The following is a 24,636-nucleotide window of genomic DNA, read 5'->3' as shown; positions in this document are numbered from 1 at the left end:
TCCTCAGGATGCTATAATTCAGGGCATTCGAGGAGCAGGAGGAATAAGATGATACTGCTTAATCCCGCCACAATACTCATAGGCGACTATCACTTCGCCGCTAGGAACAATGCCGGACCTGAAGTTGTTGTATATGACAAGGAAGGCAGAGTGTACCGCCTGGATGCGGATTTAACGCCTAGTGAAGCCGGACAGCTCTATAGCATGCAACCGCTTAACTGGGACTCCCTTTCGTTCCATCCAGAGCTTGCACTGGCGGCTTTCATTATGGAGGATGCGGCAATGGGCGCAGGAGACTTTACGGGCCGCTTGCTGTGGAGCAAAGCCGGGGCGTATGTATGTGTTCTTTTTTCACGTGATGGAAGTCTACTCTGGTCTGTAGCCAAGCTGGACGAAGAACATCTGCGGATTTCAGTGTTTCATAGCGGGGACGGAACGTTGGCACATTCACTAGATTTGGAAGATCCATTCGGTGACAGTGCGCTGCGGCTGATGGATATCCCCGGGTCGGATGCTGTAACACTGGAGCTTGCGGCAGGTCAGAACGGTATATCCGTGTATGAATTATCTATTCAGCAGGGCGGGTTACATAGCAGGGAGATGTTCCCGCAGGGCTGTTATCTCTCACCCGCTTGGCATCCTGACGGCAGTCAGCTGTTCACCTTAGAGAATGATGCGCAGGTGTATGCCTGTTTCTCCTATCCAGCCTTGGAGCTGCAACAGGAACAGGGTCCGCACGATGGGGAATACGAAGACGAGTATGAGGAAGAAGACCATTATCCGGGGTATGGCATGCTCTATCTTCAGAACGGTCAAGCCATCTCACAAAATACGAATGAACGCTTCTTTCTGTTTGATCCTGGAACGATGGAACGGATCAGTGAATGGTCCTTTGCCGGATATGAGCCCGTGCCTGCGAGTGTAGTTTTCCCTTCACTGGATGATGATCCTTCCCTGTATTCCCAGATTCAATCGTGTGAGAGAGTCGGCAGCCTGCTTATGTTCAGGACCGGCTCTCTACACGATATCCCTCATTTGCTGATGATTGAGGAAGCTGTGCTGCTGGAAGCTATCGGCTCCATGCTTACCAAGCCACTCGGATAATCAGTCCCTTAGGGTCACCGACTTCCAGATAGGCCGCCTGGCCGTTCACATCGTCATACGGGAAGCCGTAAGCCAGTCCGCTGATGCTGTGGTCATGCCAGAATTTCGCATAAAAGTTGGCGGGAGCCGCATTGTAATAATTCGCTACGTTATTCCAGTTACTGGTGGTGTAGACATGGCGGTTGATCGCAGCGGAAGTGGCGGCATCGATTAGCGAACCGTCATTGCGCAGAATATCCTGTGTGCTATAGCTGGAATACCCTGCGAAGTAATTGGCATTGGCTCCACCGGCTTTGAATGATCCATGGACTGGAGCAATAATCCGGTAAGGTGCCTGATCGGTTGCCAGTGATTTGAAGGCAGCGGGAACTTCATTCTGGTATTTGGTAAAAATTCCAGCCCGTGTCTCCGATTCAAGCTCGCCTACCGTCTTGTCATAACCGCCGGACAAGCCCACCAGCCGGTGCTGGATCGGGAAGCCGAAGCCATCTACACGGGTGGTATTGCCATGATAGCCTGTAGCATCCACTGTGAATTCAACAAAGTCGAAATAGAGATTTCGGTTAGGATCGGTTGGATTATCAATATCCGGTCCAGCGAAGCCGTCGTCATAGGTCTTGATGTACAGCGGTGTGCCTACACTGAGGAACATGCGGCCGGAGGTGATTTTGGGCAGCGTTACCCAGGAAGCCTGATTAATCGTGTGATAAATATTGGCATAATTCACGCCGCTCCTGGTCAAGTGGCCGGAAGCATCATTCAGCGCATTCGAGATCGGAACGAGATTGCCGCTGAGATCCAGATAACTCCACTTGCCATTGGCCGGATTAATGCCGAGTACACCCCAGTAGATCTGGCTGTCTGGATAAGCGCCGCCCGTTCCGTTCATGACCTTGACGGAGACAGAGCCTGAGGGCGGTGTCGGGATCGAAGAGGCAGCGATGGAATAGATGGAACCGGAGGAGCCGGATGGCGGAGTTGTCGGCCCGGTTGTCGGTGCAGTTCCTGCCGTGTAGTTGAACCAGCCGGTGTCATAAGCCGGAGTTCCGTTGTTGTATGTGAAGAAGTAAGAGAGTGCTGTGCCGCTGGTGATTCCTGTAACCACCTGCTCATAACGCGCTTTGCTGTTGTTATACGTTGATCGGAAATTGCTTTGCGTCCCGGCATTCACCTTGTAATGGACGTCCACCCAACTGGTATTTACTGTGGATTTGAACCAGATGGTAGCCGAGGTTCCCGACAGCTCTACCCCTTGGGTGTAGTCTGCCGCGGCTGCTTTGGAGTTGAACAAAGGCAGGCAAGAGAGCAGAAGCACGAACGCAAGCATCGTCATTAGCCATTTTTTGGACATTCTCAGATTCCTCCTGAATGATATTGGTATTTCTGTATCCGTTTACAAATATGATTATAGTAGCTCTGATAGCTATTTAGTAGGCACAGAATTTCGGATTTCAGTTCCCATATTTTGGTTTGGTGCTGCAAAAATAGCAAAAAGCCCTTAATCCCCAGATGTCTGGTCATTAAAGGCTTTTTTACACATCTATCACGTATTCGCTATTCCCAATGCTGCGAAATAAAGGTATCCCGCCCCGACTGCTCACGGTCCTCCTTATAATGCTTCGGATTCTTCTTGTGATAGTCCTGATGATAGTCTTCTGCCGGATAAAACACCGGCGCAGGCAGAATCTCCGTCACCACCGGAAGCTCGAATCTGCCGCTAACCGCCACCCGCTCCCGGGAAGCCAGTGCAGCCAGCCGCTGCTCTTCCGTATAATAGAATACCGCCGTGCGGTACTGTGTTCCCCGGTCCTGAAATTGTCCGCCGTCATCCGTCGGGTCAATCTGCGGCCAGAACAGCTCCAGCAGCCGCTCATATGGGAATAACTCAGGGTCATAAGTGATCTGAACCACCTCGTAGTGACCGGTTGTACCGGTCTTCACCTGCTCATAAGTAGGGTTCTCTACCGATCCTCCGGCGTAACCTGATACAATTCCGTGAATACCGGGCAGCTCTTCGAACGGTGTAACCATACACCAGAAGCAGCCTCCGGCAAACATTGCCTGTTCCATAGCCAATCTCCCACTCCCTGTCTCTCATCTGCTGACTCTTGTTACACCCTGTACTGAAGATAAAGCCTAATGATTTGAAAGTCAATTTGATCGCTAGAACTGATTGCCCTTAGATACACTCAAGAAATAGAATTTTTATTCTATTAATAGTTCAGAAATAGGATAATTAAACTTCAAGTATGTTCGGAATGGAAATTCCTTTTTGCAGAGTAATGACTAAAATATAGCTTCCCTATTGTCAGTTTCACCACAAAATCTATCTTTTTGATACTTGAGAGTAGAATGCATATTCTGTTAATTGACAATTCCTTGCAGGGGTTGTTCTATTTCATAGAATGATTATTCCGCTAGCGAGGTGTAATGATGGGTAAACGCGATGATATTCTTCAGGCAACCCTTGTTTTAATTACTGAAGAAGGCTTACAGTCTGTTACTTTCGCCAAAATATTCAAGAGGGCCAATGTCGGCTCCAGCACATTCTACCATTATTTTGAGAACAAAGAGCAACTGGTCAATGAGCTATACCATAAAGTCCGCATACATAAAAATGAATTCGTCATGAACGGCTATGATCCCGGGTTAACAATCTATGAGCGTATGAAAAGCCTCCTGAAGAATACAGCCAACTATTCGCTTCACTACCCCAAAGAGGTTGACTTCACAGAGAACTATTGCACTTCGCCCTATATTTCCGAGGATATACGGAACACACCCGCCCCCTCCACCTTAGAGATTTTCTCCATCATTGAAGAAGGCCAGCGGCAGGGCATCATCCGGGAAATGAATGTTTGCCTGTGTTATCAGCTGGTCAACGGAATTTTGATTGCCGTGATCAAGGGCTACTTAGGCGGAAAATACCCGCTTAACGAGCAGCAGATTCAGCAGACCATTGAAGCTTGCTGGCTTGCGATTATGCTGTAGCGGCTAACACAAGTGGAAGCGGCTTTGCCGTCCTTTTAAAGGACGGTACCGTTTCAGCGAGAAATAGAAGGGTAAGTTATCGTGTGCATCATATAAATTCTATATTTTAAATAAGGCTATCCCTTAAGCAAGACTATGCATAAGAGACAGCCTATATTCCGGCATCAGCCGGTTGACGAATACTAGACCTGAGGGACCAGATTCCGGCCCTCCGAGGACTTATAGATCTCTGCAATCAGTGTGAGCGCTTTGATGCCTTCAGCACCGTCAATCCAGAACCTGCGGCCTTCACGGATATGGGCGTAGAAGTCATGAATTAACCGGGAATGTCCGCTGCCCCAGTAGGATTTCCCTCCACTGCTGATGCTCTGCGGCTCACAGAGCAGCGTCTCCTTCCCATCATTCCACAGATACAGGCTGTCCCGGCGCTGCTGCAGAGTCCCTTGCTCAAAGACCAGCTCCAGCTCCACCGGTGAATTGGCCTGATACGCATTGGTTCCGTAGAAGAGTCCGCGCGCCTTGTTCTTGAAATCGATACACGCATGTGCGCTGTCCTCGACCTCAATGACATCGTTCAGCACATCAGTGCTGACACTGCCTTTCACGGAATCAATGTCACCGCCGAACCATTGCAGCAGATCCAGGGTATGGATAGCCTGGTTGATCAATACCCCGCCGCCTTCCGTCGCCCAGCGGCCTCTCCAGGGACTATTCGTGTAGTACTCCTCACTCCGGGTCCAAGTCACCAGGCCCTTCATGCAGAGGAGATTGCCCAGGCTGCCGGAATCAATCACTTGTCTGATCCGCACCGAAGGTTCATTATAGCGGTTCTGGAACACTACACCCAGTTGTCCCGCAGCATCCTCTGCCGCCTCCTGCATCATGCGGGCCGAAGGCACATCCAGTGCCATCGGTTTCTCGGTTAACACATGCTTGCCGGCCTTCAGCAGCTCCACTGCCATTCCGGCATGCAGATGATGCGGCGTGCAGAGATGAACGATGCCGATATCTGGACGCTCCAGCAGCTCCCTGTAATCTGTCAGGCCTTCACATTCGTAATCCTGAGCAGACTGTGTTGCCTGAACAGGGTCACTGTCCACCACGGCTACCAGCCGCGCATTGTCGATGGAAGCAATGGCTCTGGCATGCAGCGGGGCAATCGCCCCGCAGCCGATAATCGCTGCTCCATTAGTATTCATCTTAACCACCTTCCGATCTTCTGCTAGCTGTCCTGCACCTATTTAAGCGTATCCGGGGTCAGATTCACCGCTTGCCGCTGCGCTTCCAGACACAGCTCAGCCGCCTTGAACGTATGCTCCTGAGTCATCGCCTTCTCCGTCCGTTCCAGGCAGTCCAGAATCAGCTCCCCGAAGAACGGGAAGCCGACCTTCCCGGCTACATGCTCATAATGCTCTCCCTCACCGTCCACCCAGAAGACATGGTCCGGTGTGCTGGAGCGGCCGATATCGCTGTATTTGCGCAGTTCAATATAACCTTCCGTACCGAGAATGATCGTCCGTCCGTCTCCCCAGGTCCCTAGCCCTGCCGGAGTGAACCAGTCCACGCGAAAATACTGCGTAGCCCCGTTATCCCCAACCAGCGTAGCATCCCCGTAATCCTCCAGCTCCGGGTAAGCCGGGTTGTTGTAGTTGGCGACCTTGCTGTGCAGCACCTTGGCATCGCGGCAGCCCGCGTAGAAGAGGAACTGTTCAATCTGATGGCTGCCGATGTCACAGAGAATGCCGCCGTATTTATCACGCTGGAAGAACCATTCCGGCCGGCTTGGTGCATTTAACCGGTGCGGCCCCAGCCCCATGACCTGAAGCACACGGCCAATCGCCCCCTGCTGCACCAGCTGACCGGCATAGACAGCGCTCTCTACATGCAGTCTCTCACTGTAGTATGTCATGTATTTCCGGCCCGTCTTCTCCACCTGAAGGCGTGCTGCTGCGAGTTGGTCCAGAGAAGTAAACGGAGATTTGTCCGTGAAATAATCCTTCCCGTGTGCCATCACCCGCAGACCGAGCGGACCACGCTCCGAAGGAACGGCGGCCGCTGCTACGAGCCGGACCTCAGAATCTTCAAGAATCTCTTCAGCAGAGCGTGCGGCTCTGACGCCGGGATACTTGTTCAGGAACGCTTTTACCTTCTCGGGGTCAGGATCGTATACCCACTTCAGCTCGGCTCCCGCTTCTACTAGTCCGTTGCACATCCCGTAGATATGCCCATGATCCAGCGCCAACGCAGCGATTACGAATTCACCCGGTCCCACCACAGGCTTCGCCTCATGTACCGGGGCATACATCATTCCATCCTTGCGGCTCATACTTGCACCTCCAATCTGGAATGCAGATGCCGGAGACTAATCTCCAGGCTCTCGAACGGATCACGCTGGCACACATCCTGCTCCACGATATGCCACTCCACACCCGTCTTGCGGCAGGCCTCAATAATCGCTCCATAGTTCATATTGCCTTCGCCGATCTCGGCGAATACAGCTTTGCGGTTCAGTATAGTCATATCCTTGAAATGCACGGCCTGCATTCTGCCTTCCACCTTATGAATCCACTCTACAGGATCTCCGCCCCCGGCCTGCACCCAGTACAGATCCAGCTCGAAGCCGAAGACCTCCGGATCACTGTCCTGCAGCAGCACATCCATCCCGGTCAGACCGTCAAAACGTTCGAATTCAAAATCATGATTATGATACACAAATTGCAGGCCATGCTCTTCCTTAAGTGTACGTGCAATGCCGGAAGCCAGCTTGGCGAAGGTGCGGTACCCATCCTGACTGGTCTGATATTCCGCAGGCAGTGAGCCAAGACCGATGTATTTGCAGTCCCACAGCTTATGTTCGGCGGCGAGTGCATCCAGATCATTCACCAGCCGGTCCCAGGGAACGTGTGTCGCACATATTTTGAGATTAAATTCATCCGCGTATTCCTTCACCAGCTTAGGGTCCATGGGACCGATTCCGGAGATCTGGACAGCCTGGTACCCGATACTGCTTACCTTCCGCAAGCTCTCCCGCAAGGCCTCCGGCGTCTGGGTATATTCACGCAGGGTATACATTTGAGCGGCAATCGTTGAACGGTTCATTGTATTCATCCACTCCTAGATAAGTTTGAGTTGTGTAAGAGAGTAAGGTTCGCCTAATGAGTTCCCGATACATCCAGGGCTTTCTGGCTGACAGGCGCTTTCTGAAAAGTCGAATTCTCCACCTGCTCCATCAGCTTCTCATAGAACAACTGGCTGTCGATCGGCAGGTCCACCCAGTTGTCGGTCCACGCGGACAGATACATGGCATTGGACAGGGTCAGGCCGTGAATGCCCTCTTCCCCCGGAGCCAGCAGCGGCTCATCGTGCAGAATCGCATTGGTGAAGTTACGCATAATGCCCTTGTGCTGTTCTCCGTCTCCGGGTGGCACCGGAATCTCGCATTTCCAGCACTCCGGTGCTCCGAAGCCTCCGGTGAATTCCGCATTGAACTTCGGCTCCGGGGTGCGAAGGCGGAAGAAGGTGAGCTTGCCGTCTTCGATGACGATTTTGCCGTTGTCTCCTGTAATCTCGAACCGGTTCGTCCCCGGCGCCTCCCCTGTAGTGGTGATGAACAGCCCGGTTGCGCCGTTCTCATATTCCACATAAGCAGTCACATCATCCTCAACCTCAATATTCCGGTACTTCCCGAACTGGCAAAAAGCGCGTACCCGCTTAGGCATCATCCCTGTAGTCCACTGCCAGAGGTCAAGCTGGTGCGGGTCCTGGTTCAGCAGCACGCCGCCGCCTTCTCCGCCCCAGGTTGCCCGCCAGCCGCCGGAATCATAGTAGCTCTGAGAGCGGTACCAATTGGTAATAATCCAGTTCGTGCGCCGGATCTCCCCCAGTTCCCCGGACTGGATCAAGTCTCTCAGCTTCTGATAGAGCGGATTCGTCCGCTGGTTATACATAATGCCGAACTTATGGTCAGACTTCGCCGCAGCGTCATTCATCTCCTGGACTGCTTTGGTATAGACACCGGCAGGCTTCTCAATCAGAACATGCAGCCCGTAGCCCAGCGCTTCAATCGCCAGCGGCGGGTGATCATAATGGGGGGTAGCGATCAATACAGCATCAATGGCACCAGACTTGAACAGCTCCTCCGGCGACAAAAAGCGCTGCACGCTATCCGGCAAATGCTCCTCTGCCCAATCCAGCCGCTCAGGGCTGCTGTCGCATACCGCTGTAAGCTCAGCCCCCTTAATATCATTCAGCAGACTCTGGGCATGGGCGCGCCCCATATTGCCTACACCAATAATTCCATATCGTACCTTATCCATCTCCCAGTCCCTTCCTGAAACAGTTTATGATATGAGGATAACCCTATTTGCCGGTGGTGAACATGACTGTAATTAAGGTATATTTGTATATAAATAAGATGTAATGGATAAATGAAAGCGTTATAATAGATTTATGTCCTTAATGGAGGCGCTCAGAGATGAATATGATTGGAAATGGAAATTTGACCGGACGTCTGCTGCACAACCTGACGGTTACCGTTACCCATGCTCAATTAACCAGCAGATATCCGGGATGGAACCGGACGAATGAGACCCCTGCCTTCAACCGGCTCTACTATATTGATTCGGGCGAAGGCAAGGTGATTATCAACGGAGTGGACCATTACCCCAGACCCGGACAGCTGATGATTATGCCCGCCGGCTCTACCCAGACGACGGATACCTCGCGGGATGATCCTTATACGCGCTACTATTGCCACTTCGATGCACAGATCGGGGAATGGCCGCTGTTTCATTCGGCGAATAAGCTCTATATCTGTGATGTGCCTGACCCGGAGGCGGCCCGGAAGATGTTTGCAGAGATGATTGAATGGTTCCAGGATACCGGCTTCCTTGCCACCCTGCGGACGCAGGCCGCGCTGCTTACGCTGCTGTCCCTCTGCCTGGAATCGGGAGGCTACAGCAATTTCCTTGACGATCTGACGCATACAAGCGACCAGGGTAAATTGGCAAATGTGCTGGGCTACATCGATCAACGGCTAATGCGGCCGCTGACGGTGGAGGAGCTGGCAGAGCGGGTCCATTTGCACCCGAACTATTTCATTCCCTACTTCAAGAAATTCATCGGTGTTCCGCCGATGCAGTATGTTCAGCTGAAACGGATGGAGCTGGCTAAGAGACAGCTCTCCTATACCGATTTCAGCATCTCAAGTATCGCCGAGCAGGTCGGCATGGAGCTGGCCCACTTTTCCAAGGTATTCAAGAAGTCGACGGGCGTATCCCCTTCTGCTTACCGGAGCAGTACGAGGTAGAATGCAACGAAAGGTTCAGAACGTAATCACCCTGCGAGTGAATAAGCTTACCTTCGCGCGAACACAATGTATGCTGTTTTTCACATACATTGGTCCATATTCCGCTGTAACGGCCAATTGTAATCGGTTTTTCGATTACATTTGGCCTACGCTACCCACCCGGTCCAATTGCGTTTGCTTTCTGTAAAAATGTGTTATCGGATGGACAGACGACGTTCTTTTTTTAGGCACGCTGCTCATTTTTATGCTGATGTTGTGCCTTGAAAGACATAATTCCTGAACAATTAAAAAATCAGCACGCCTCACTAGGAGACCTGCTGATTTTTTAAAAATATAAGAATTTATTTGTTTCACACGTTAACTTATCCTTCTATTTCTCGCTGTAACGGTACCGTCCTTTTAAAGGACGGCAAGCCGTTTCCACTTGTGTCTTTCATTCAACGGATGCTATGGTGCACTCCCGATCTCTACTTGATCCCGAAATACGCATTCGCATTGTTGTAGCATATATTCTCAATTGTCCGGCCGATCAAGGCATAATCCCGCGGCAGGTCCCCTTCTTCCATCCACGTGCCGAACAGGTTGCAGAGAATGCGCCGGAAATATTCATGACGTGTGAAGGAGAGGAAGCTTCGGGAGTCAGTCAGCATCCCGACAAAAGGACTGATCAGGCCGATGCTGGAGAGTGCCTTCAACTGCTGCAGCATACCCTCCTTCTGATCATGGAACCACCAGCCGGAACCCATCTGCACCTTGCCCTTGATGCCGGCCCCCTGGAAATTGCCGATCGCAGTGGCGATCATCTCATACTGCGAAGGATTCAGCGTGTAGACGATGGTCTTCGGCAGCTGTCCGCTGGCATCCAGCTCATTCAGCAGCGCGTTAAGGCTGCGGGCCATATTGAAATCCAGAATCGAATCGAAGCCGCTGTCCTTGCCGATGGCACTGAACATCCGTGCGTTGTTGTTGCGCAGCGCTCCGATATGCAGTTGCATGCTCCAGCCCCGCTCGTGATAGAGTCTGCCTAATTTGATCAGAGTATGGCTCTGGAACTTCTGTTCCTCCTGCGGGCTGATCTCTTCCCCTTTGAAGGCCCGGGCGAATATGTAGGCCGCTTCATGCTCTGTGGACTGGGCGTGCGGCAGCTCGCCGAAGGCCTGATCCGACAGCCGGCAGCCATGCTTATGGAAATAATCGATCCGCGCCGTCACAGCCTGGAGGAACCCTGAGTAATCGTGGATCTCAAGACCGCTCGCCTCACTAAGCAGGCCCACGTATCCGGTGAACCCCTCATCACGGATATTCAGTACCCGGTCTGGTCTGAAGGTTGGAGCGACCACCGCTCTAAGCCCATGATCCTTCTTAATCTGAATGTGATGCTCCAGTGAATCAATGGGATCATCCGTTGTGCAGACTACATCGACATTAAGTTTTTTGAGAATCCCCTGCGTAGTCAGTTCATCTCCCTGGAGCTGCTCATTGCAGCGTTCCCACACACTGTCCGCAGTCTCCCCGGAGAGCAGCTCGTCGATCCCGAAGTAGCGCTTCAACTCCAGATGAGTCCAGTGGTAGAGCGGATTGCCCACCATCTCCGGCAGGGAGCGCGCCCAGATCATGAACTTATCTTTGTCTGGTGCATTCCCGGTAATTAGCTGTTCGTCAACACCCAGCCAGCGGAGCGCCCGCCACTTGTAATGGTCCCCGGATAAGGCGAGATCAGCGATATTGCGGAACCTGCGGTTACTGCTAATCTCCTGCGGATTCAGATGACTGTGGAAATCGTAAATCGGCATTCCGGCGGCATAATCGTGATACAGTCTCTGTGCACTTGAACTTAACAGCAGCCAGTCGTCATGAATAAAAGATGAGGTACTCATATTGTTCTCCAGCCTCTCGTCTATGATATTGGTGGGCCACAGGTACCATCCGTAAGCGGACAGCAAATGCTTCTGCCCATTCGCACTACCATACTACCATACAAGTATGGTAGTATGGTAGTGCTTACAATAACTATAGCAGGAGGGTTACACGATGGAATACACTATCGGTACACAAGCGCTCTCCACAAGGGACATCGTGTATCGTTCACTGAAGAATCAGATTCTGCTGCTGGAGCTGCCGCCCGGAACCGGGATTTCAGAGAAAGAGATTTCGCTGAAGTTCAACGTCAGCCGCACCCCGGTCCGGGAGGCCTTCGTCCGTCTGGCACAAGAGGGCTTGCTTGCTGTATATCCCCAGCGGGGAACGGTAGTCTCCCTGATTGATTCCGAACTCGTGGAAGAAGCCCGCTTCATGCGCGAGCATCTGGAGCGGGCGGTCATCCGGGAAGCGTGCAGCACCTTCCAGGCCAGGAATCTTATTGATCTGAAGGCCAATCTGGACAAGCAGAAGCTCTGCATCGAGGACCAGGACTATAAAGAAATGTTCATGCTGGACGAAGAGTTCCATCATGTGATCTTTATGGGCTGCAATAAAAAGAATACCTGGGAGGTCATCCAGCAGATCAAGGTTCACCTGAACCGCAGCCGAATGCTCAAGCTCACGGCGGATCACAACTGGGAGCATCTCTACCAGCAGCATTATTGTCTATATGAAGCCATTGAACAGCATAATATTCAGCTAGGAGATCAGATTATGCAGGAGCATATGGCCCTGACGATCGCCGACCAGGAGATGCTGATGGAGAAATATCCGCAGTACTATAAGCAAAGACCCGCAGACTGATAGAACCTTACGCTAATCATACTTTCACCAAGAGGGGTTGGATCACTATGACCGAGTTGGCATTACAGCCTGCGCTGGCAGGCAAGACCGCTGTCATTACCGGAGGAGCCGGAGCCCTTTGCAGCACCATGGCGCTGGAGCTGGCCCGTCAAGGCATGAAGGTCGCCATCCTGAACCGTACGGAGGCCAAGGGAGCAGCTCTGGCTGCACAGATCTCTTCGGGGGGCGGCCAGTCCTTGGCCTTGGCTTGTGATGTTATGGATGCCGGGAGTGTCCGGCAGGCAGCGGAAGAGATCCTTAATCACTGGGGTCCCTGCGACTTATTGATCAACGGTGCCGGGGGCAATCAACCTTCGGCGATTACTACCAAGGAGACCTTGGAGCCGGGGGATCTGGAGAATCCCGATGTCGTCTCCTTCTTCGATCTGTCCGTGAGCGGCTTCCGCACGGTCCTCGACCTCAATCTGACCGGAACATTAATTCCAACCCAAATCTTCGCCAAGCAGATGCTCGGACGCTCCGGAGCTGCAGTGATCAACATATCCTCCATGAGCGCCGCTTCGCCACTCACCAAGGTTCCGGCTTACAGCGCGGCCAAGGCAGGCATCAATAACTTCACTCAGTGGCTTGCGGTGCATCTGGCAGAGTCCGGCATCCGGGTGAATGCCATCGCCCCCGGCTTCTTCGTCACTGCACAGAATGAACAGCTGCTGAAGGACCCGAAGGGTGAATTAACTGAACGTTCGCTCAAAATCATCTCACAGACCCCGATGCGCCGCTTCGGCACACCGGAGGATCTGCTCGGCACCTTGCTCTGGCTGGCCGATGAGCGCATGTCCGGGTTCGTGACCGGGGTGACCATCCCCGTAGACGGCGGGTTCATGGCCTACTCGGGCGTGTGAACCTGGGATATCAACAAAAAACCTGAACCTCGTTTTCTGAGGTTCAGGTTTTTGTCATTCTGCGAAGCTACAAGGGCGAACGTATGTGAAAAACAGTATACATTGTGCTCGCAAGCAGGCATATAGACCGAATGTAATCGGATTTGCGATTACATTTGGCTCACGCGCCTTCGAAGCGCCGAATGTAATCGGATTTTCGATTACATTTAGCTCACACGCCTTCAAAGCGCCGAATGAATGTGGAAACGAATACAATTGTACAGCGAAGGTGAATTAGCTAGGCTAATGGGGCTTAGGGGGGCCAAATATTCTTCAACGACAGGGCAGGCTCATCTCGTCCCCTACGCCTCAACCAGCACGCCATCCGCCAGATGCAGCACCCGGTCGCACCAGTCCAGCATCCGTTCGTCATGAGTCACCATCACGGCGGCCTTCCCTTCGCTCCGCACCTCGTCGGCGATCATCCGCACCACTTCACGGCCGCGGCTGTAATCCAGGCTGGCTGTAGGTTCATCCGCGAACAGAATGGCCGGCTTGTTCATCCATGCCCGGGCAATTGCCACCCGCTGCTTCTCGCCCCCGGACAGCTGTTCGGGGTAATGGTTGCGGCGTTCCCAGATCTCCAGACGCTTCAGCAGATAGGCGGAACGCACCTTCGCTTCCTTTTGACTCAGCTTGGCAAGCTTCGCTACATAGAGCAATTGCTCTTCTACCTTCAGGAACGGCAGCAGCTGCGCACTTTGGAACATGAAGCCGATTTTTTTCAGCCTCAGCTCCGTCAGTGCCCCCTTGTCCTTGTCACGCAGCGACTCGCCGTCGAGGAGGATCTCTCCGCTGGTAGGCGTGAGCAGCGCGCCGGCTGCGGAGAGAAACGTGCTTTTCCCGGAGCCGGATGGTCCCAGTACTGCTATGAATTCGCCCTCGTTCACCGTAAGGTCCAGATGGTTCAATACGGTCATCGCCCCGTCCCCATCCCCGTAAGTCTTGGTTACCTGCTTCATCACTAATTTCGCACTCATGCTCCAGTCCTCCCTATCGCTTCCAAGGCATCTACCTTGGCTACTCTTGCTACCGAAATTAACGAGCCCAACAGGGACATCCCTATGAACAGCAGACTGGTCATCGCCATCGTCTGTCCGTCCAGCTCAAACGGCATCGTGTCGGGCAGGCCCATATTCATCCCAAGCGTAAGCAGAATACCCAGCGCCAGACTGGCGACAGACAGCAGCATCACTTGACCGACTACACTCCAGGCCAGATAGGACATCTTAGTCCCCATAGCTTTCAGGATACCGAATTGGCTGGTCTTCTGGATCGTAATGACATAGAAGAATACAGCAAGAACTACTGCAGCAATCACGAACAGGAACACAATCATCATCAGGAGCGAATTCTGTTCGGCGGAGTAACCGGGAACACTGGCGATCGCCTGCTTTTGCGTAATTACCTCTACGGACTGTTGCTGATCTGCAATCTGCGCAGCTTGAGCCGCTGTTACATCCAGCGCGATAACATTGTATGGGGCATTGGCATTGCCTGAGCTACCGCCTCCCTGAACCGCTCCTTGCTTCATCGCCTGCCAGTCCAGCTGATTGATATAGACCACCGGAGTATGGCTATAGGAGCTGGCCTTCACGAATCCGGTAACCGTCCAGCTCATGCCGGAAGCCTGATCACGAATCGTACTGCCAATTGTAACGCCAGACTGTTTAAGTTTGGAGTCTGCAACCGCGCTCCCTTGAACGTCATTGGTGAATGCGGCACCTTCCGTTACATCAGGAGCCAGCATCCCCGTCATATCTACGGCAAAAAACGTAATATCCGCCTTAACATCTGTACCGGCAGCTGTTATTGTACTAGTCTGTACCCCTAGCGGAGTCGCCTTCGCCTCTCCGGCTACCGCCCGGGCAGCCGTAAGCTCCGTATCCGTTAACTGTGAACGTCTGAAGGTATGATCCGCGTCGCTCTGCACGGCAAAGTAATTGGCGGGCATATTTTTCAGCGCTGAAATGTTGGCATAAGCAAGACCTCTAGCCAAGCCGGTGACGAACAGCACCAGGAACGATACCAGCAGCATAATCACCATAATGAGGCCGTAACGCGCTTTGGAGTGCCTCATCTCCCGAATTGCCAAGAACATATAACCACTCCTTCTAATCTGTATAATCACAGTTTAGAGAGTGAAGATGAACGGAGTATGAATAAAGAATTACACTATATAGATTGAACTTAAAGATCTATGTTTTGGGATTACCGTGACTCCAGAGAAGTTTTGGACTTCCGGCCGCTGTTGTCTGCAAATTTCATGATTTATACCGTTATTAACGGTTGAAATCCGCAGACAAAGGCGGACGCTACCGCTCCTACAGTTCCAAATTCCCCTCCGTTGCTTTCATCTATTTTATGAATGACTAATCAATCTATATCGTTAGGGTAGCGGGGCAAAGAAACAGTGAACGCAGTTCCTTCCCCTACTGTGCTCGTCACCTCAATGGTTCCGCCATGCGCCTGGACGATCTTTTGGGCAATCGCCAGCCCCAGCCCGCTGCTGCCCGGCTCACGGGAGCGCGACTGATCCACCTTGTAGAACCGGTCAAAGATCATCGGCAGCTGCTCTGCCGGAATGCCCGCACCGTTGTCGGTCACCGTTACAATACATTGCTGGCCCTCCACATAGGCTGCAATGCTGAGGGTCCCGCCCGCCGGAGTGTATTTGATCGCATTCGTCACCAGATTCATCCACACCTGATAGAGCAGATTGGAATCGCCCGTAAGTGTGATGTCTGCGGCATGCAGCCGTACCGCCAGCTCCTTCTCCGTAAGATGCCACTCCATAATCTGAATTACCTGGCGCAGCTGGGCGCGCAGATCGAAGCTTCTTTTCTGCAGAGCATGCTCGTCATAATCCAGTGAGGACAAGGTAAGCAGCTGCGTGCTGAGCATGGACAACCGCCGGCTCTCATCCCCGATAATGGACAGATACTCCAGACGCTGGACTTCCGGCAGAGTACCGTCCTGGAGCGCATGGGCGAAGCCCTGAATTGAGGTTAGCGGTGATTCAATCTCATGCGAGACATTGGCGACAAACTCCTGTCTTGCCCGGTTCGTGCGCTCCAGCTCGCGGCTCATCGTCATGAAGTGAGATGCCAGTTGTCCGATCTCGTCGCGGCGTGCGGTGTAGAGCTTGATGTCGTAGCGCCCTTTGGAGATTAGGAGCGTGGCCTCGGTCAGCCGGGTGATCGGTCGCACCACATGAAATACAGTAATCAGCATGAACCACAGGCTTAGTAGAATAATGACCCCAATGATCACGACAAAAAAGATCCGCAGCTCCCCGAACTGCACCTGAGCATCCGGACGCATGAATAAGGCATAGGTCTCCCCGTTAATATGAACCGGCACCCCAATGGAATTGCTGAGCTGATTATCGAAAAAGCCTGTCACGAACAGCTGGCCGGGGAAATTCCCCACCCCATGGTAGATCTCCCCGTCCAGCACACTGCGCAGCGCCTCCTCCTTGAGGTCATTTTTGCGAAAAGGCAGGCCGTAGAAGCGTTCTTCCCCGTCAGCGTTGACCAGATACATCTTATACCCCAGGGAAGCTGTACTCAGTAGATATTCTTCCACCGCATCCGGGTGATCCTCGATGAACTGCTGCAAACCTATGGCCATCCGGGTCAGCTTGGCATCATTTTTCGGCTTGACTTGGGACTGGTAATACAGGTTGGAGACCAGAAATCCCAGCACACTGCTTATCATAATCACCGAGCAGAAGATGATACTCATCCGTACATAGAGCGATCTCATGAGTTCACCATATCCACTTTGTAGCCAATTCCCCGTACCGTGCGGATGGTAAAATCATTCTGGTATTCGCTGAACCGCTGGCGCAGGCGCTTGATATGCACATCCACGGTCCGCTCGTCCCCTTCGTAGTCCGCTCCCCAGACCAGCTCAATCAGCTCACCACGTGTGAACAGGCGTCCCGGATATTGCGCCAGCTGGGCCAGCAGCTCGAACTCCTTCACCGGCAGCAGCAGCACCTCCGTCCCGTCACTGATCTCGTAATTCTTACGGTCTATCACCAGCGAATTCAGGCGAATCCGGTCATCTGAGGCGATGGAATACCGGCGGAACAAGGCCTTGATGCGAAAGAGCAGTTCCTCCGGCTCAAAAGGCTTGGTCACATAATCATCCGTCCCGTGCAGATACCCCTGCTCCTTATCACTGAGCTGCTGACGGGCCGTCAGCAGAATTACGGGAATATCGTAGTTCTCCCTTATGTATGCACACAGCTCCAATCCGTCCATATGCGGCATCATCACATCCACCACCGCCAGATCGACCGTCTGCTCCTTCATGCGTGCCGCCGCTTCCAGCCCGTCTCCGGCTTCTATCGCTTGATATCCCTCTCTGGTAAGAACATGCCGCAGCAGCGTGCGGATATGAACATCGTCGTCGGCTACCAGTATCTTTTTCAACTTACATACGCTCCCTCCGGCTTGCCTGATCAATGTCATCATACTAGCAACAAACCCAGCTCAAGACAATAGGACTTCACCTCAACAATCTCTATTAAGTCAATACATTCTACACTATAAAGGGGAGAATGCTGTCCCTCAGCGGGGTGACCGGTCTGCCCATAAGCCGCTCCAAATCCCCGGAGGTGGAAGCCGTATCCAGCTTGCGGAGCCAAGTGTATATCCAGTGCTGAACACTCGCATCCTGAACATGTACAACCGGCTTCCCGGCAACCTCAGTCAACACTTCAGCCAGATCTGCGAAATCCCAGGTTCGGGAAGCAGCCAGCTCATAAACCTGATTGCCGGACTCTCCACTCCCAAGCGCAGCAGCCGTAGCCAGAGCCAGGTCTGCGCGTGTTACCGAATTGAACCTCCATTCTCCCGGCGCCGTAGCCAGCTGTCCACTGGAGATCGCTTCCTTCAGGCCCAGTACTCCTAAGAAATCCATATACAATCCGTTACGCAAAAAGGTATAGCCCAGCCCGGACTCTAGGATCGCCTGTTCCGTCAGGGCGTGCACATTCCCCGGCTTACTACTGTCTGTACTTTGCTGCGAAAAAGCAAAACCTGTATAAAGCAGCTGCCGGACCCCGCCTCGCTTCGCTGCATCAATAACCCGCTTATGCTGGGCGAGACGCACATCATCATCTGTATGCGAACTGGAAATCAGCAGCAGCCGGGAAATCCCGTGGAAGGCTTCATCCAGTGTTTCCGGCAGGTCGTAATCCACCTTACGGACTTCAATTCCAAGCTCCCGGAAAAGAACCGCTTGCTCCATCCTGCGGACCCCGGCAACGATCTGCCGGGCCGGCAGGCGCTGACGTAACTGTTCAATAATCAGACGCCCCAGCTGACCGGCAGCCCCTGTAATCATGATTGTCATAATTGATTCCTCCTCAATCTTATCGGGTAACGAGCAGCAGCTTGAGCTGCTAACCTTGTCCCCGGACCAGCTTATTCAGTAGCTCCAGCAGCAGGTGCAGCTCCGTCTCATTCAGCCGGTTCATTACCTCCGAAACTGCTTCCCGGTTCCCCGGCAGCTGTTCCAGCAGCAGGTTCTTACCTGCATCGGTCAGCGAAATGACTGTCTTACGTCCATCCTGTGCGTGAGCCGCCCGCGTAATATAACCATCCTTCTCCAGCGGAGTCAGCAGCAGGCTGATGTTGGCTTTGGTTACCGTGATTCGCTCAGCAAGCAGCGAGGGCAGGATCGATCCCCCGTGCTTCGCAATCTCAACCAGTACGCGGATTCTTGCCCCGTTCAGCCCCTGCGCCTGCCAGTATTTCTCGGAGACGGCCACAGTGCCGGCAGTCGCTCCCACCAAGGCGAAGAAAACCTCATTTTCAAGCGGCAGCTCAAGCACAACCTTTTGTAAATCATCCATGCGGTAAGTTCAACTCCATTTAGTTAATAGCTTAACTATATCTACAGAAAGATTAGCTGATTCCATCAGGATTGTCAAAAGAATTGCAGCAACTCCCCCCAAACCAAACAAAAACCCCCTACCCTTCCTAAGAAAGGCAGAGGATTCGATACAGCTACATGCAAGTTTACGTTAGATCAAAACAGGCTTAGCCGCAGGTGACACCTTGTCTTCACCATAGCTCATACTGCCATCCAGCACAAGCTCCAGCTTAATCAGCTCCGAGCGGCTGGCCAGCCGGATCGGCGGTCCCCAGGTTCCGTAGCCGGACGAGACGATGACATGCAGCTTGTTTTTGAGCAGATAGCCCCAATCCAGCTCGAACAGGCGACGGGTAATCCAGTGATTCGGTGCAATCTGCCCCCGGTGGGTATGACCCGACAGCAGCACATCTACTCCAGCCTCTGAAGCAATTCCGAAGCCAGTAGGCTGATGATCCATCATCAGGATCGGCTTGCTGCGGTCAAGTCCCGTAAGTAGGTCTTCCACGCTGAGCCGTCCACCGGCCTCCATAGCTTCAGCAGTCTTGTCTTTGCGCCCAACCACGTAGACTCCAGATGTCTCTACCACCTCATCCTGTAACACCTGAATACCGACACTCCGCATAACCTCCGTATACTGCGCAATCGAACCGCCGTAGTATTCGTGATTGCCCAGCACAGCGTAGACCCCATAACGTGCCTTCAACTGCTTCAGCTGCTGCTCCATCCCATTGCGGAGAAAAGGCTCAATGCTGTCATCCAGCACATCTCCGGCCAGTAGAATGATATCCGGGTTCATCGCGTTCATCTCCCTGACCATTCTGCGCAGATGGCGGTTGCCGACAATGTTACCCAGATGCAGGTCGGAGGCTACCGCTACTGTCAGCGGTACGCTGGTTCCGATGGATTTTTCCACCTTAAGCCGGTGGGTACGCACCACAGTACTCCAGGCATTGCGCGATCCCCAGATCAGGAAGACGGCGAGCAATACCAGCACTGTAGTCCCGGCTTCTGTGACGAATGCGGAGAGATTCGCGCCTGCGAGCGCCAGTACACCATAGAGCAGATCGGTCAGCGGCAGCATGATCACGGCGAACTCCATACAAGCCAAATAATATGAGCCGATCACCTTGAACAACCTGCCTACCGGTCTGAGCGCCTGCGGCAGCGGCACCCGTCCAATCATATAAGAGAAGGAAATGACAAGAAAGACAGTCCAGTACACAGCAGTATTCATCCCCGGCAGCCATGCCTGGAGCAATACGGACAGATGCCATCCAATATAGACATTCACCAGTCCAAGCACCAGCACCATGACCGCAGCCCCGGCCAGCATCCGCATGTTTTTCACTTCATCCCACTCCCTTAAAGTAAGTTTCTATCCTATCTACTTCAAATCATAACACAAAGTATTCACCAGGTATAAACTGTGCCGTCAACCTGTGATAAACTTGCGTGCTTCCTTAATTTCTTCAACCGATAAGCCAGTGGCTTCGGAAATGGTTTGCAGGTCTATGCCGCGGTCTAAAAGCCGGATAGCTATTTCTCTGCTTGAATCCGTTCTACCCTTTTCTTCGGCACTTTCAATACGGGAATGCTCATCACTCAGCGCCTTCATTCGGGCATCATAAGCCATTCGCGCTGCCGCGTCCTGACTTAGAAACTCTAGCGTGTCCATCGCTTTTTTCAGCATCGGTTCTTTCTCCTCCAACGCTTCTACCATTCTTTGTCTCGTCTCGCCAAGCCGTTGCCCGGCTCCATCCGGGTGCAACGGTTCTCCCCACAATAGCCCGTCCCCCTCGTATCTGGGAAGCACATGCATGTGGTAGTGGGTCAGATCGTTGAATTTACCGCCATCAGCAATGATTCGGATCCCATCCGGCTGGTACAGCCGTTTGAGCAGCGCAGAGAGCTTCTGTGAAGCGTCCATAACGGCGTGGGCAGTTTCCGCATCCATCTCATCGACGTCCCAATAGTGCCTTTTCGGCAGAATCAGAGTATGGCCTTCATTGAAAGGATCGATATCGAGTACACAGGTGATATATTCATTCTCATAAACAATATTCAGGCCGGGTTCCACCCCGTTCGCAATTCTGCAGCCCAGGCAATCCATTGTAATCCCCCTCTCGAATAGGCTGAGCACCTTCCCGTCCGCTCATTTAAAAAGGAATGTTAAAGCTGCTTATAAAAAAGAAAATGCCTCGCGGCATCTCCATGTTCCCATTGTTCAGTTAGACCGCCTGGTTCCCCTTGGCAGCGATGCATTCACCGATTAGCTTGTCGCATTTATGAATATGATTGATCAGCCAGTCTGTGAGCGTCCGGTTCAGCTTGATTGTGGATAATACGGATACCCCTTTGGTCTTAACCGTCTCCTCCAGTTCCAACACTGTCTGCACGAACTCAGCGTGCGTCTTCTGATGCTCCGTCAGCTCGGGAAAGTCGATATCCTTCATCAGCTGCTCTTCACTGCCGAAATGCTCCACGGTATAGTCCTTGAGGAACTTCAGCGTTTCTTCGATCTTTTCTTTGCCCTGCTGGTTGCTGCAGGCTTCAAAAAAATCATTCAGCTTCACCAGCAGCTGTCTGTGCTGACAATCAATCTTTTCTACTCCGATATCATACGAATCTTTCCAGCTAATCATAGGCTCACCCTGTCCTTTACCCTAAACACAATAGTAAAAATATAACTTATTGTCTGCTTTTCCCTATGAAAGTTCTATTAAGAACATCACAGGGCGGCGTTGCCAGACAGGAGAGCAGTCTCAAAATAAATTCCACTCCCGGTTATACCGGTACAGCTTCGAGGGACGGTGTCCGGCATCCCGGGTGCTCTGATCCGTCTCGATGACCCGCTCTGCGATTTTGCGGCGGAAAGCGGCGGCGAGCAACTCCTTGCCGAGGATGATCTCATATACACGCTGCAACTCGGATAAGGTGAACAGCGGCGGCATGAGATTGAAGATAATATCCGTATATTCCGCCTTGCCGCGCAGACGTTCGATGGCATACTGCACCATGAGCAGATGGTCAAAAGAAAACCCCGTGCTGCGCACGATCTCACGGCTGACCTGGCGGACATGCCCCTGAATAGTCTCCGTAAGCTTCACCACCCCGCTTAGCTTCTCCTGCTCATTCTCCAGTATAATCTCCACCAGTGTCTCCTGACGGACATCCTGCTCCAGCACCTCGCGGCGGGTCTCCAGAATGTGGTATGAGACGTCGAACCAGGCGGCTGCGGCTGCATCATCCCCTGCCTGTACGTCCAGAGCCTTGCGGTCCACGAGCGCCATGTAGGAACAGCTGATCACCCGCATCCGCGGATCACGGTCTACCTCGCCCCAGGTATACAGCTGCTCCATGTAGATGTTATTGATATTAGTCTCGCTGTACAGCTCCCGGCGGGCTGCCTCCTCTACGCTCTCACTGATCCCTACGAACCCTCCAGGCAAGGCCCATTGTCCCAGAAACGGATGTTCCCCGCGCTGAATCAGCAGCAGTTGCAAAGACTTATCTGCCAGCTTGCGGTAGTTATCCTGCTCCTGCTCCATTACGGTGAAGATCAGCATATCGACGGTGACAGACGGACGTTCGTAGTTGCCGGCATTATAATTTTTCAGGAATTGCTCCTCGTTTAAGCCGTTGGGGTCGGTGACTGGTTGATTTGGCATGGATATTCTCCTTGTCTTGAATCGATTAATAGGAATCGGTTGTTAATAACATATTGATATTATATACATGTTAAGGGAATGCGGGCAAGTCTGCCGGGAGGAAGAGCAATCCCCCCCCAATACAGCACAAAAAATCGCCTCACCCGAAAGCAAGGCAATTCATGTAACCTATTCTTGTTGTGCACCTGTTGATCACATCGGTTCGATATGGACTAGCACGGTAGCGACCTGATGACGGTCCTTGAGCTGATCTTCGATCTCCTCCGTAATATCGTGACTCTGCACCACATTGAGACTGGAATCCACCAGCACTGTAGTATCGACCAGCACATTATTGCCGTGAATACGGGCCTTGATATCCTTAATCGACTCCACACCTTCAATCTCAGCGACCGTCTGCTTCATCTGCTCAAGCTTACCGGCATCGAAGCCATCGGTGAGGTCATGTGTAGCTTTGCGGAAAATATCCCAGGCTGTCTTGCAGATCAGCAGTCCGACAATCGTGGCTGTGAGCGGATCTAACCAGGGAATTCCGAACTGTGAGCCGATAATGCCGACGAAGGCTCCCATGCTGACCAGCGCATCCGAACGGTTGTCCTGCGCCACTGCATGCATTGCATTGCTGTTCAGGTTGCGGGCAAGCCTGATGTTATAACGGTAGACTGCGATCATAACCACAGCACAGGCAGCTGCCGTCCACGCGGCGATCAGATCAGGGGTCTCCAGCACAGGCTGAATGAATTTGTTCACACCCTGATAGAGCACTTGGAAGCCTACAGCAATCATGATAAAAGAGGCGACCAGTGCGGCAACTGTCTCTGCTCTGAAATGACCATAGCTATGATTGGAATCCGGGGGTCTGCGGGAAATCCTAAGCCCGGTCAGGATAGCCAGAGAAGCAATAATGTCGGTGCTGTTATTCAGCCCGTCAGCAAGGAGAGCCTGAGAGCCTGACACCGTTCCTATGAATAATTTGACGGCAGATAAGAGTATGTATGCTAATAGACTTAGCCATGCTCCTTTTTCACTTTGTTTGATATCGCTGTAATTTTCCAAGAAAAAGGACCTCCAAAGATTAGTATTGTTCCATACTACACGCTGAGTTACGGGTGGGTCTAGAGAAACAGTGTTGCCGGACAGCGCAAGAGTTAACCCCGCTAAATAGAGTTGGGAACCCGGAAGTAAGTTGCAGCCCCCAACATTCTTTGCCCTTGTTCAACTTTGCAGTTCATCTGCTGCTGACAGGCCGTGTAACTTTTCTTGCAAAACGTAGTCTAACTATAGGGTGACCCTAAGCCGGCCAAGTGGAAACGGCATTGCCGTCCTTTGAAAGGACGATACCGTTTCAGCGAGAAATAGAAGGATAATTTATCGTGTGCAACATATAAATTCTTCTATTTGCACAAAAATAAGCGGCTTCCCCTCTTCAGGAGAATGCCGCTGAGCTTACGTATGATCGCTTACACTGGCTGTCTACTACTCCGCTGGAGGAGTAAACGAACGTGCTGCAAATTCTGCATCCAGCATATAGAAGGCGTTGCTGTCGGTTTCGATCCGTTTGAGCTTGGCGATAATGTTGCTGAAGAGCGCCTCCTCTTCCACCTGCTCATCAATGAACCATTTCAGGAAATAGATCGTCGCATGCTCCCGTTCATCCAGGGCCAGATCCGCCAGATGATAGAATTTCTTCGTATTCTGCTGCTCATGCGCGAAGGCATGCTCGAACGCATCCAGCATAGAGCTATACTCATTGTTCGGTTCAGGCATTGCCGCAAGGGTTGCCCGATAATCACGGTCATTCAGGAATTTGTAGATCTTCATGGCATGGAACCGTTCTTCTTCAGCCTGCACCAAAAAGAAATTGGCGAATCCGTCCAGGCTCTCACCGGAACAGTACGCAGCCATCGCAAGATAGACATGCGCAGAATAGAATTCGAAATTCATTTGTTCATTAAGCGTGTTCATTAATTGCTCTTTCATTGACAGGTCACCTCATCCTATAGTATTG

At 52.3% G+C, this 24,636-nt stretch carries 23 protein-coding genes and 1 pseudogene; 5 read left to right on the top strand and 19 right to left on the bottom strand.

Annotated elements, in window-relative coordinates:
- Positions 1-48: 48 nt before the first annotated feature.
- Positions 49-1,104, top strand: a complete 1,056-nt coding sequence (locus NYE24_RS02685; protein WP_342477948.1) for a hypothetical protein — start codon at positions 49-51, stop codon at positions 1,102-1,104.
- Here NYE24_RS02685 and NYE24_RS02680 read toward each other — a convergent pair.
- On the bottom strand, positions 1,085-2,455 hold the full coding sequence (locus NYE24_RS02680) for a glycoside hydrolase family 64 protein (RefSeq protein WP_342477947.1): 1,371 nt from the start codon (positions 2,453-2,455) through the stop codon (positions 1,085-1,087). The genes NYE24_RS02685 and NYE24_RS02680 overlap by 20 nt on opposite strands.
- A gap of 203 nt (positions 2,456-2,658) precedes the next feature.
- Positions 2,659-3,174 (bottom strand): peptide-methionine (S)-S-oxide reductase MsrA, encoded by a 516-nt coding sequence (gene msrA / locus NYE24_RS02675; RefSeq protein WP_342477946.1) that lies wholly within the window; start codon positions 3,172-3,174, stop codon positions 2,659-2,661.
- A gap of 360 nt (positions 3,175-3,534) precedes the next feature.
- On the opposite strand from msrA, the gene NYE24_RS02670 reads away from it, so the two are divergent.
- The gene (locus tag NYE24_RS02670; protein ID WP_342477945.1) at positions 3,535-4,095 is read left to right on the top strand and encodes a TetR/AcrR family transcriptional regulator; all 561 of its coding nucleotides are present in this window, start codon (positions 3,535-3,537) and stop codon (positions 4,093-4,095) included.
- A gap of 182 nt (positions 4,096-4,277) precedes the next feature.
- Here the strand turns inward: NYE24_RS02670 and NYE24_RS02665 are convergent, their stop codons facing one another.
- The 4 genes from NYE24_RS02665 to NYE24_RS02650 are packed head-to-tail and all read right to left on the bottom strand — an operon-like array spanning position 4,278 to position 8,411.
- On the bottom strand, positions 4,278-5,294 hold the full coding sequence (locus NYE24_RS02665; RefSeq protein WP_076153966.1) for a Gfo/Idh/MocA family oxidoreductase: 1,017 nt from the start codon (positions 5,292-5,294) through the stop codon (positions 4,278-4,280).
- A gap of 38 nt (positions 5,295-5,332) precedes the next feature.
- Complete coding sequence (locus NYE24_RS02660; RefSeq protein ID WP_342477944.1) at positions 5,333-6,421, bottom strand: Gfo/Idh/MocA family oxidoreductase; 1,089 nt, start codon at positions 6,419-6,421, stop codon at positions 5,333-5,335.
- On the bottom strand, positions 6,418-7,203 hold the full coding sequence (locus NYE24_RS02655; protein ID WP_342477943.1) for a sugar phosphate isomerase/epimerase: 786 nt from the start codon (positions 7,201-7,203) through the stop codon (positions 6,418-6,420). The genes NYE24_RS02660 and NYE24_RS02655 overlap by 4 nt, the downstream gene beginning before the upstream one ends.
- Before the next feature lie 44 nt (positions 7,204-7,247).
- On the bottom strand, positions 7,248-8,411 hold the full coding sequence (locus NYE24_RS02650; protein WP_342477942.1) for a Gfo/Idh/MocA family oxidoreductase: 1,164 nt from the start codon (positions 8,409-8,411) through the stop codon (positions 7,248-7,250).
- A gap of 158 nt (positions 8,412-8,569) precedes the next feature.
- Between NYE24_RS02650 and NYE24_RS02645 the strand changes: the two genes are divergently transcribed.
- Positions 8,570-9,403 (top strand): AraC family transcriptional regulator, encoded by an 834-nt coding sequence (locus NYE24_RS02645; protein WP_342477941.1) that lies wholly within the window; start codon positions 8,570-8,572, stop codon positions 9,401-9,403.
- 467 nt (positions 9,404-9,870) lie between these two features.
- Here NYE24_RS02645 and uxaC read toward each other — a convergent pair whose 3' ends face one another.
- The gene (gene uxaC, locus NYE24_RS02640; RefSeq protein WP_076153970.1) at positions 9,871-11,280 is read right to left on the bottom strand and encodes a glucuronate isomerase; all 1,410 of its coding nucleotides are present in this window, start codon (positions 11,278-11,280) and stop codon (positions 9,871-9,873) included.
- Positions 11,281-11,434: 154 nt separating this feature from the next.
- Here uxaC and NYE24_RS02635 point away from each other — a divergent pair, with 154 nt between their 5' ends.
- The gene (locus NYE24_RS02635) at positions 11,435-12,127 is read left to right on the top strand and encodes a GntR family transcriptional regulator (RefSeq protein WP_036694030.1); all 693 of its coding nucleotides are present in this window, start codon (positions 11,435-11,437) and stop codon (positions 12,125-12,127) included.
- Between the two features lie 47 nt (positions 12,128-12,174).
- A complete protein-coding gene (locus NYE24_RS02630; protein ID WP_036694032.1) occupies positions 12,175-13,029 on the top strand; it encodes an SDR family oxidoreductase in 855 nt (284 codons plus the stop codon).
- Between the two features lie 341 nt (positions 13,030-13,370).
- On the opposite strand, the gene NYE24_RS02625 is transcribed toward NYE24_RS02630, so the two are convergent.
- The 12 genes and pseudogenes from NYE24_RS02625 to NYE24_RS02570 form a co-directional block, all read right to left on the bottom strand.
- On the bottom strand, positions 13,371-14,048 hold the full coding sequence (locus tag NYE24_RS02625; RefSeq protein WP_341025067.1) for an ABC transporter ATP-binding protein: 678 nt from the start codon (positions 14,046-14,048) through the stop codon (positions 13,371-13,373).
- Positions 14,045-15,169 carry an ABC transporter permease gene (locus NYE24_RS02620; RefSeq protein WP_036694037.1) on the bottom strand — a complete coding sequence of 375 codons (1,125 nt, stop codon included), beginning with the start codon at positions 15,167-15,169 and terminating at the stop codon, positions 14,045-14,047. Before NYE24_RS02620 ends, NYE24_RS02625 begins: the two co-directional genes overlap by 4 nt.
- Before the next feature lie 275 nt (positions 15,170-15,444).
- Entirely contained in the window at positions 15,445-16,815 is a 1,371-nt protein-coding gene (locus tag NYE24_RS02615; protein WP_342477940.1) for a HAMP domain-containing sensor histidine kinase, read from the bottom strand.
- A 17-nt stretch (positions 16,816-16,832) separates the two neighbouring features.
- Positions 16,833-17,510: a response regulator transcription factor gene (locus NYE24_RS02610; protein WP_218639633.1), complete on the bottom strand. Its 678-nt coding sequence runs from the start codon at positions 17,508-17,510 to the stop codon at positions 16,833-16,835.
- 109 nt (positions 17,511-17,619) lie between these two features.
- Positions 17,620-18,435: an NAD(P)H-binding protein gene (locus tag NYE24_RS02605; RefSeq protein WP_342477939.1), complete on the bottom strand. Its 816-nt coding sequence runs from the start codon at positions 18,433-18,435 to the stop codon at positions 17,620-17,622.
- A gap of 49 nt (positions 18,436-18,484) precedes the next feature.
- Positions 18,485-18,937, bottom strand: coding sequence for a MarR family transcriptional regulator (locus tag NYE24_RS02600; protein ID WP_036694047.1), 453 nt, complete (start codon positions 18,935-18,937; stop codon positions 18,485-18,487).
- Positions 18,938-19,108: 171 nt separating this feature from the next.
- On the bottom strand, positions 19,109-20,299 hold the full coding sequence (locus NYE24_RS02595) for a metallophosphoesterase (protein WP_342479189.1): 1,191 nt from the start codon (positions 20,297-20,299) through the stop codon (positions 19,109-19,111).
- A 450-nt stretch (positions 20,300-20,749) separates the two neighbouring features.
- Positions 20,750-21,070: pseudogene (locus NYE24_RS02590) on the bottom strand (HIT family protein); the annotation flags it as partial.
- A gap of 118 nt (positions 21,071-21,188) precedes the next feature.
- The gene (locus NYE24_RS02585) at positions 21,189-21,602 is read right to left on the bottom strand and encodes a bacteriohemerythrin (RefSeq protein WP_083677659.1); all 414 of its coding nucleotides are present in this window, start codon (positions 21,600-21,602) and stop codon (positions 21,189-21,191) included.
- A 120-nt stretch (positions 21,603-21,722) separates the two neighbouring features.
- Positions 21,723-22,628: an NUDIX domain-containing protein gene (locus NYE24_RS02580; RefSeq protein WP_036694052.1), complete on the bottom strand. Its 906-nt coding sequence runs from the start codon at positions 22,626-22,628 to the stop codon at positions 21,723-21,725.
- 192 nt (positions 22,629-22,820) lie between these two features.
- Positions 22,821-23,684, bottom strand: coding sequence for a cation diffusion facilitator family transporter (locus NYE24_RS02575; protein WP_036694055.1), 864 nt, complete (start codon positions 23,682-23,684; stop codon positions 22,821-22,823).
- Between the two features lie 420 nt (positions 23,685-24,104).
- Entirely contained in the window at positions 24,105-24,608 is a 504-nt protein-coding gene (locus NYE24_RS02570; protein WP_036694058.1) for a ferritin, read from the bottom strand.
- Between the last annotated feature and the right edge of the window lie 28 nt (positions 24,609-24,636).

The organism is Paenibacillus sp. FSL H7-0350 (assembly GCF_038593195.1).
Taxonomy (GTDB): Bacteria; Bacillota; Bacilli; order Paenibacillales; family Paenibacillaceae; genus Paenibacillus_AQ.
The sequence above is the reverse complement of the archived record's forward strand: the minus strand, read 5'-3'. Positions and strand labels throughout refer to the sequence as shown.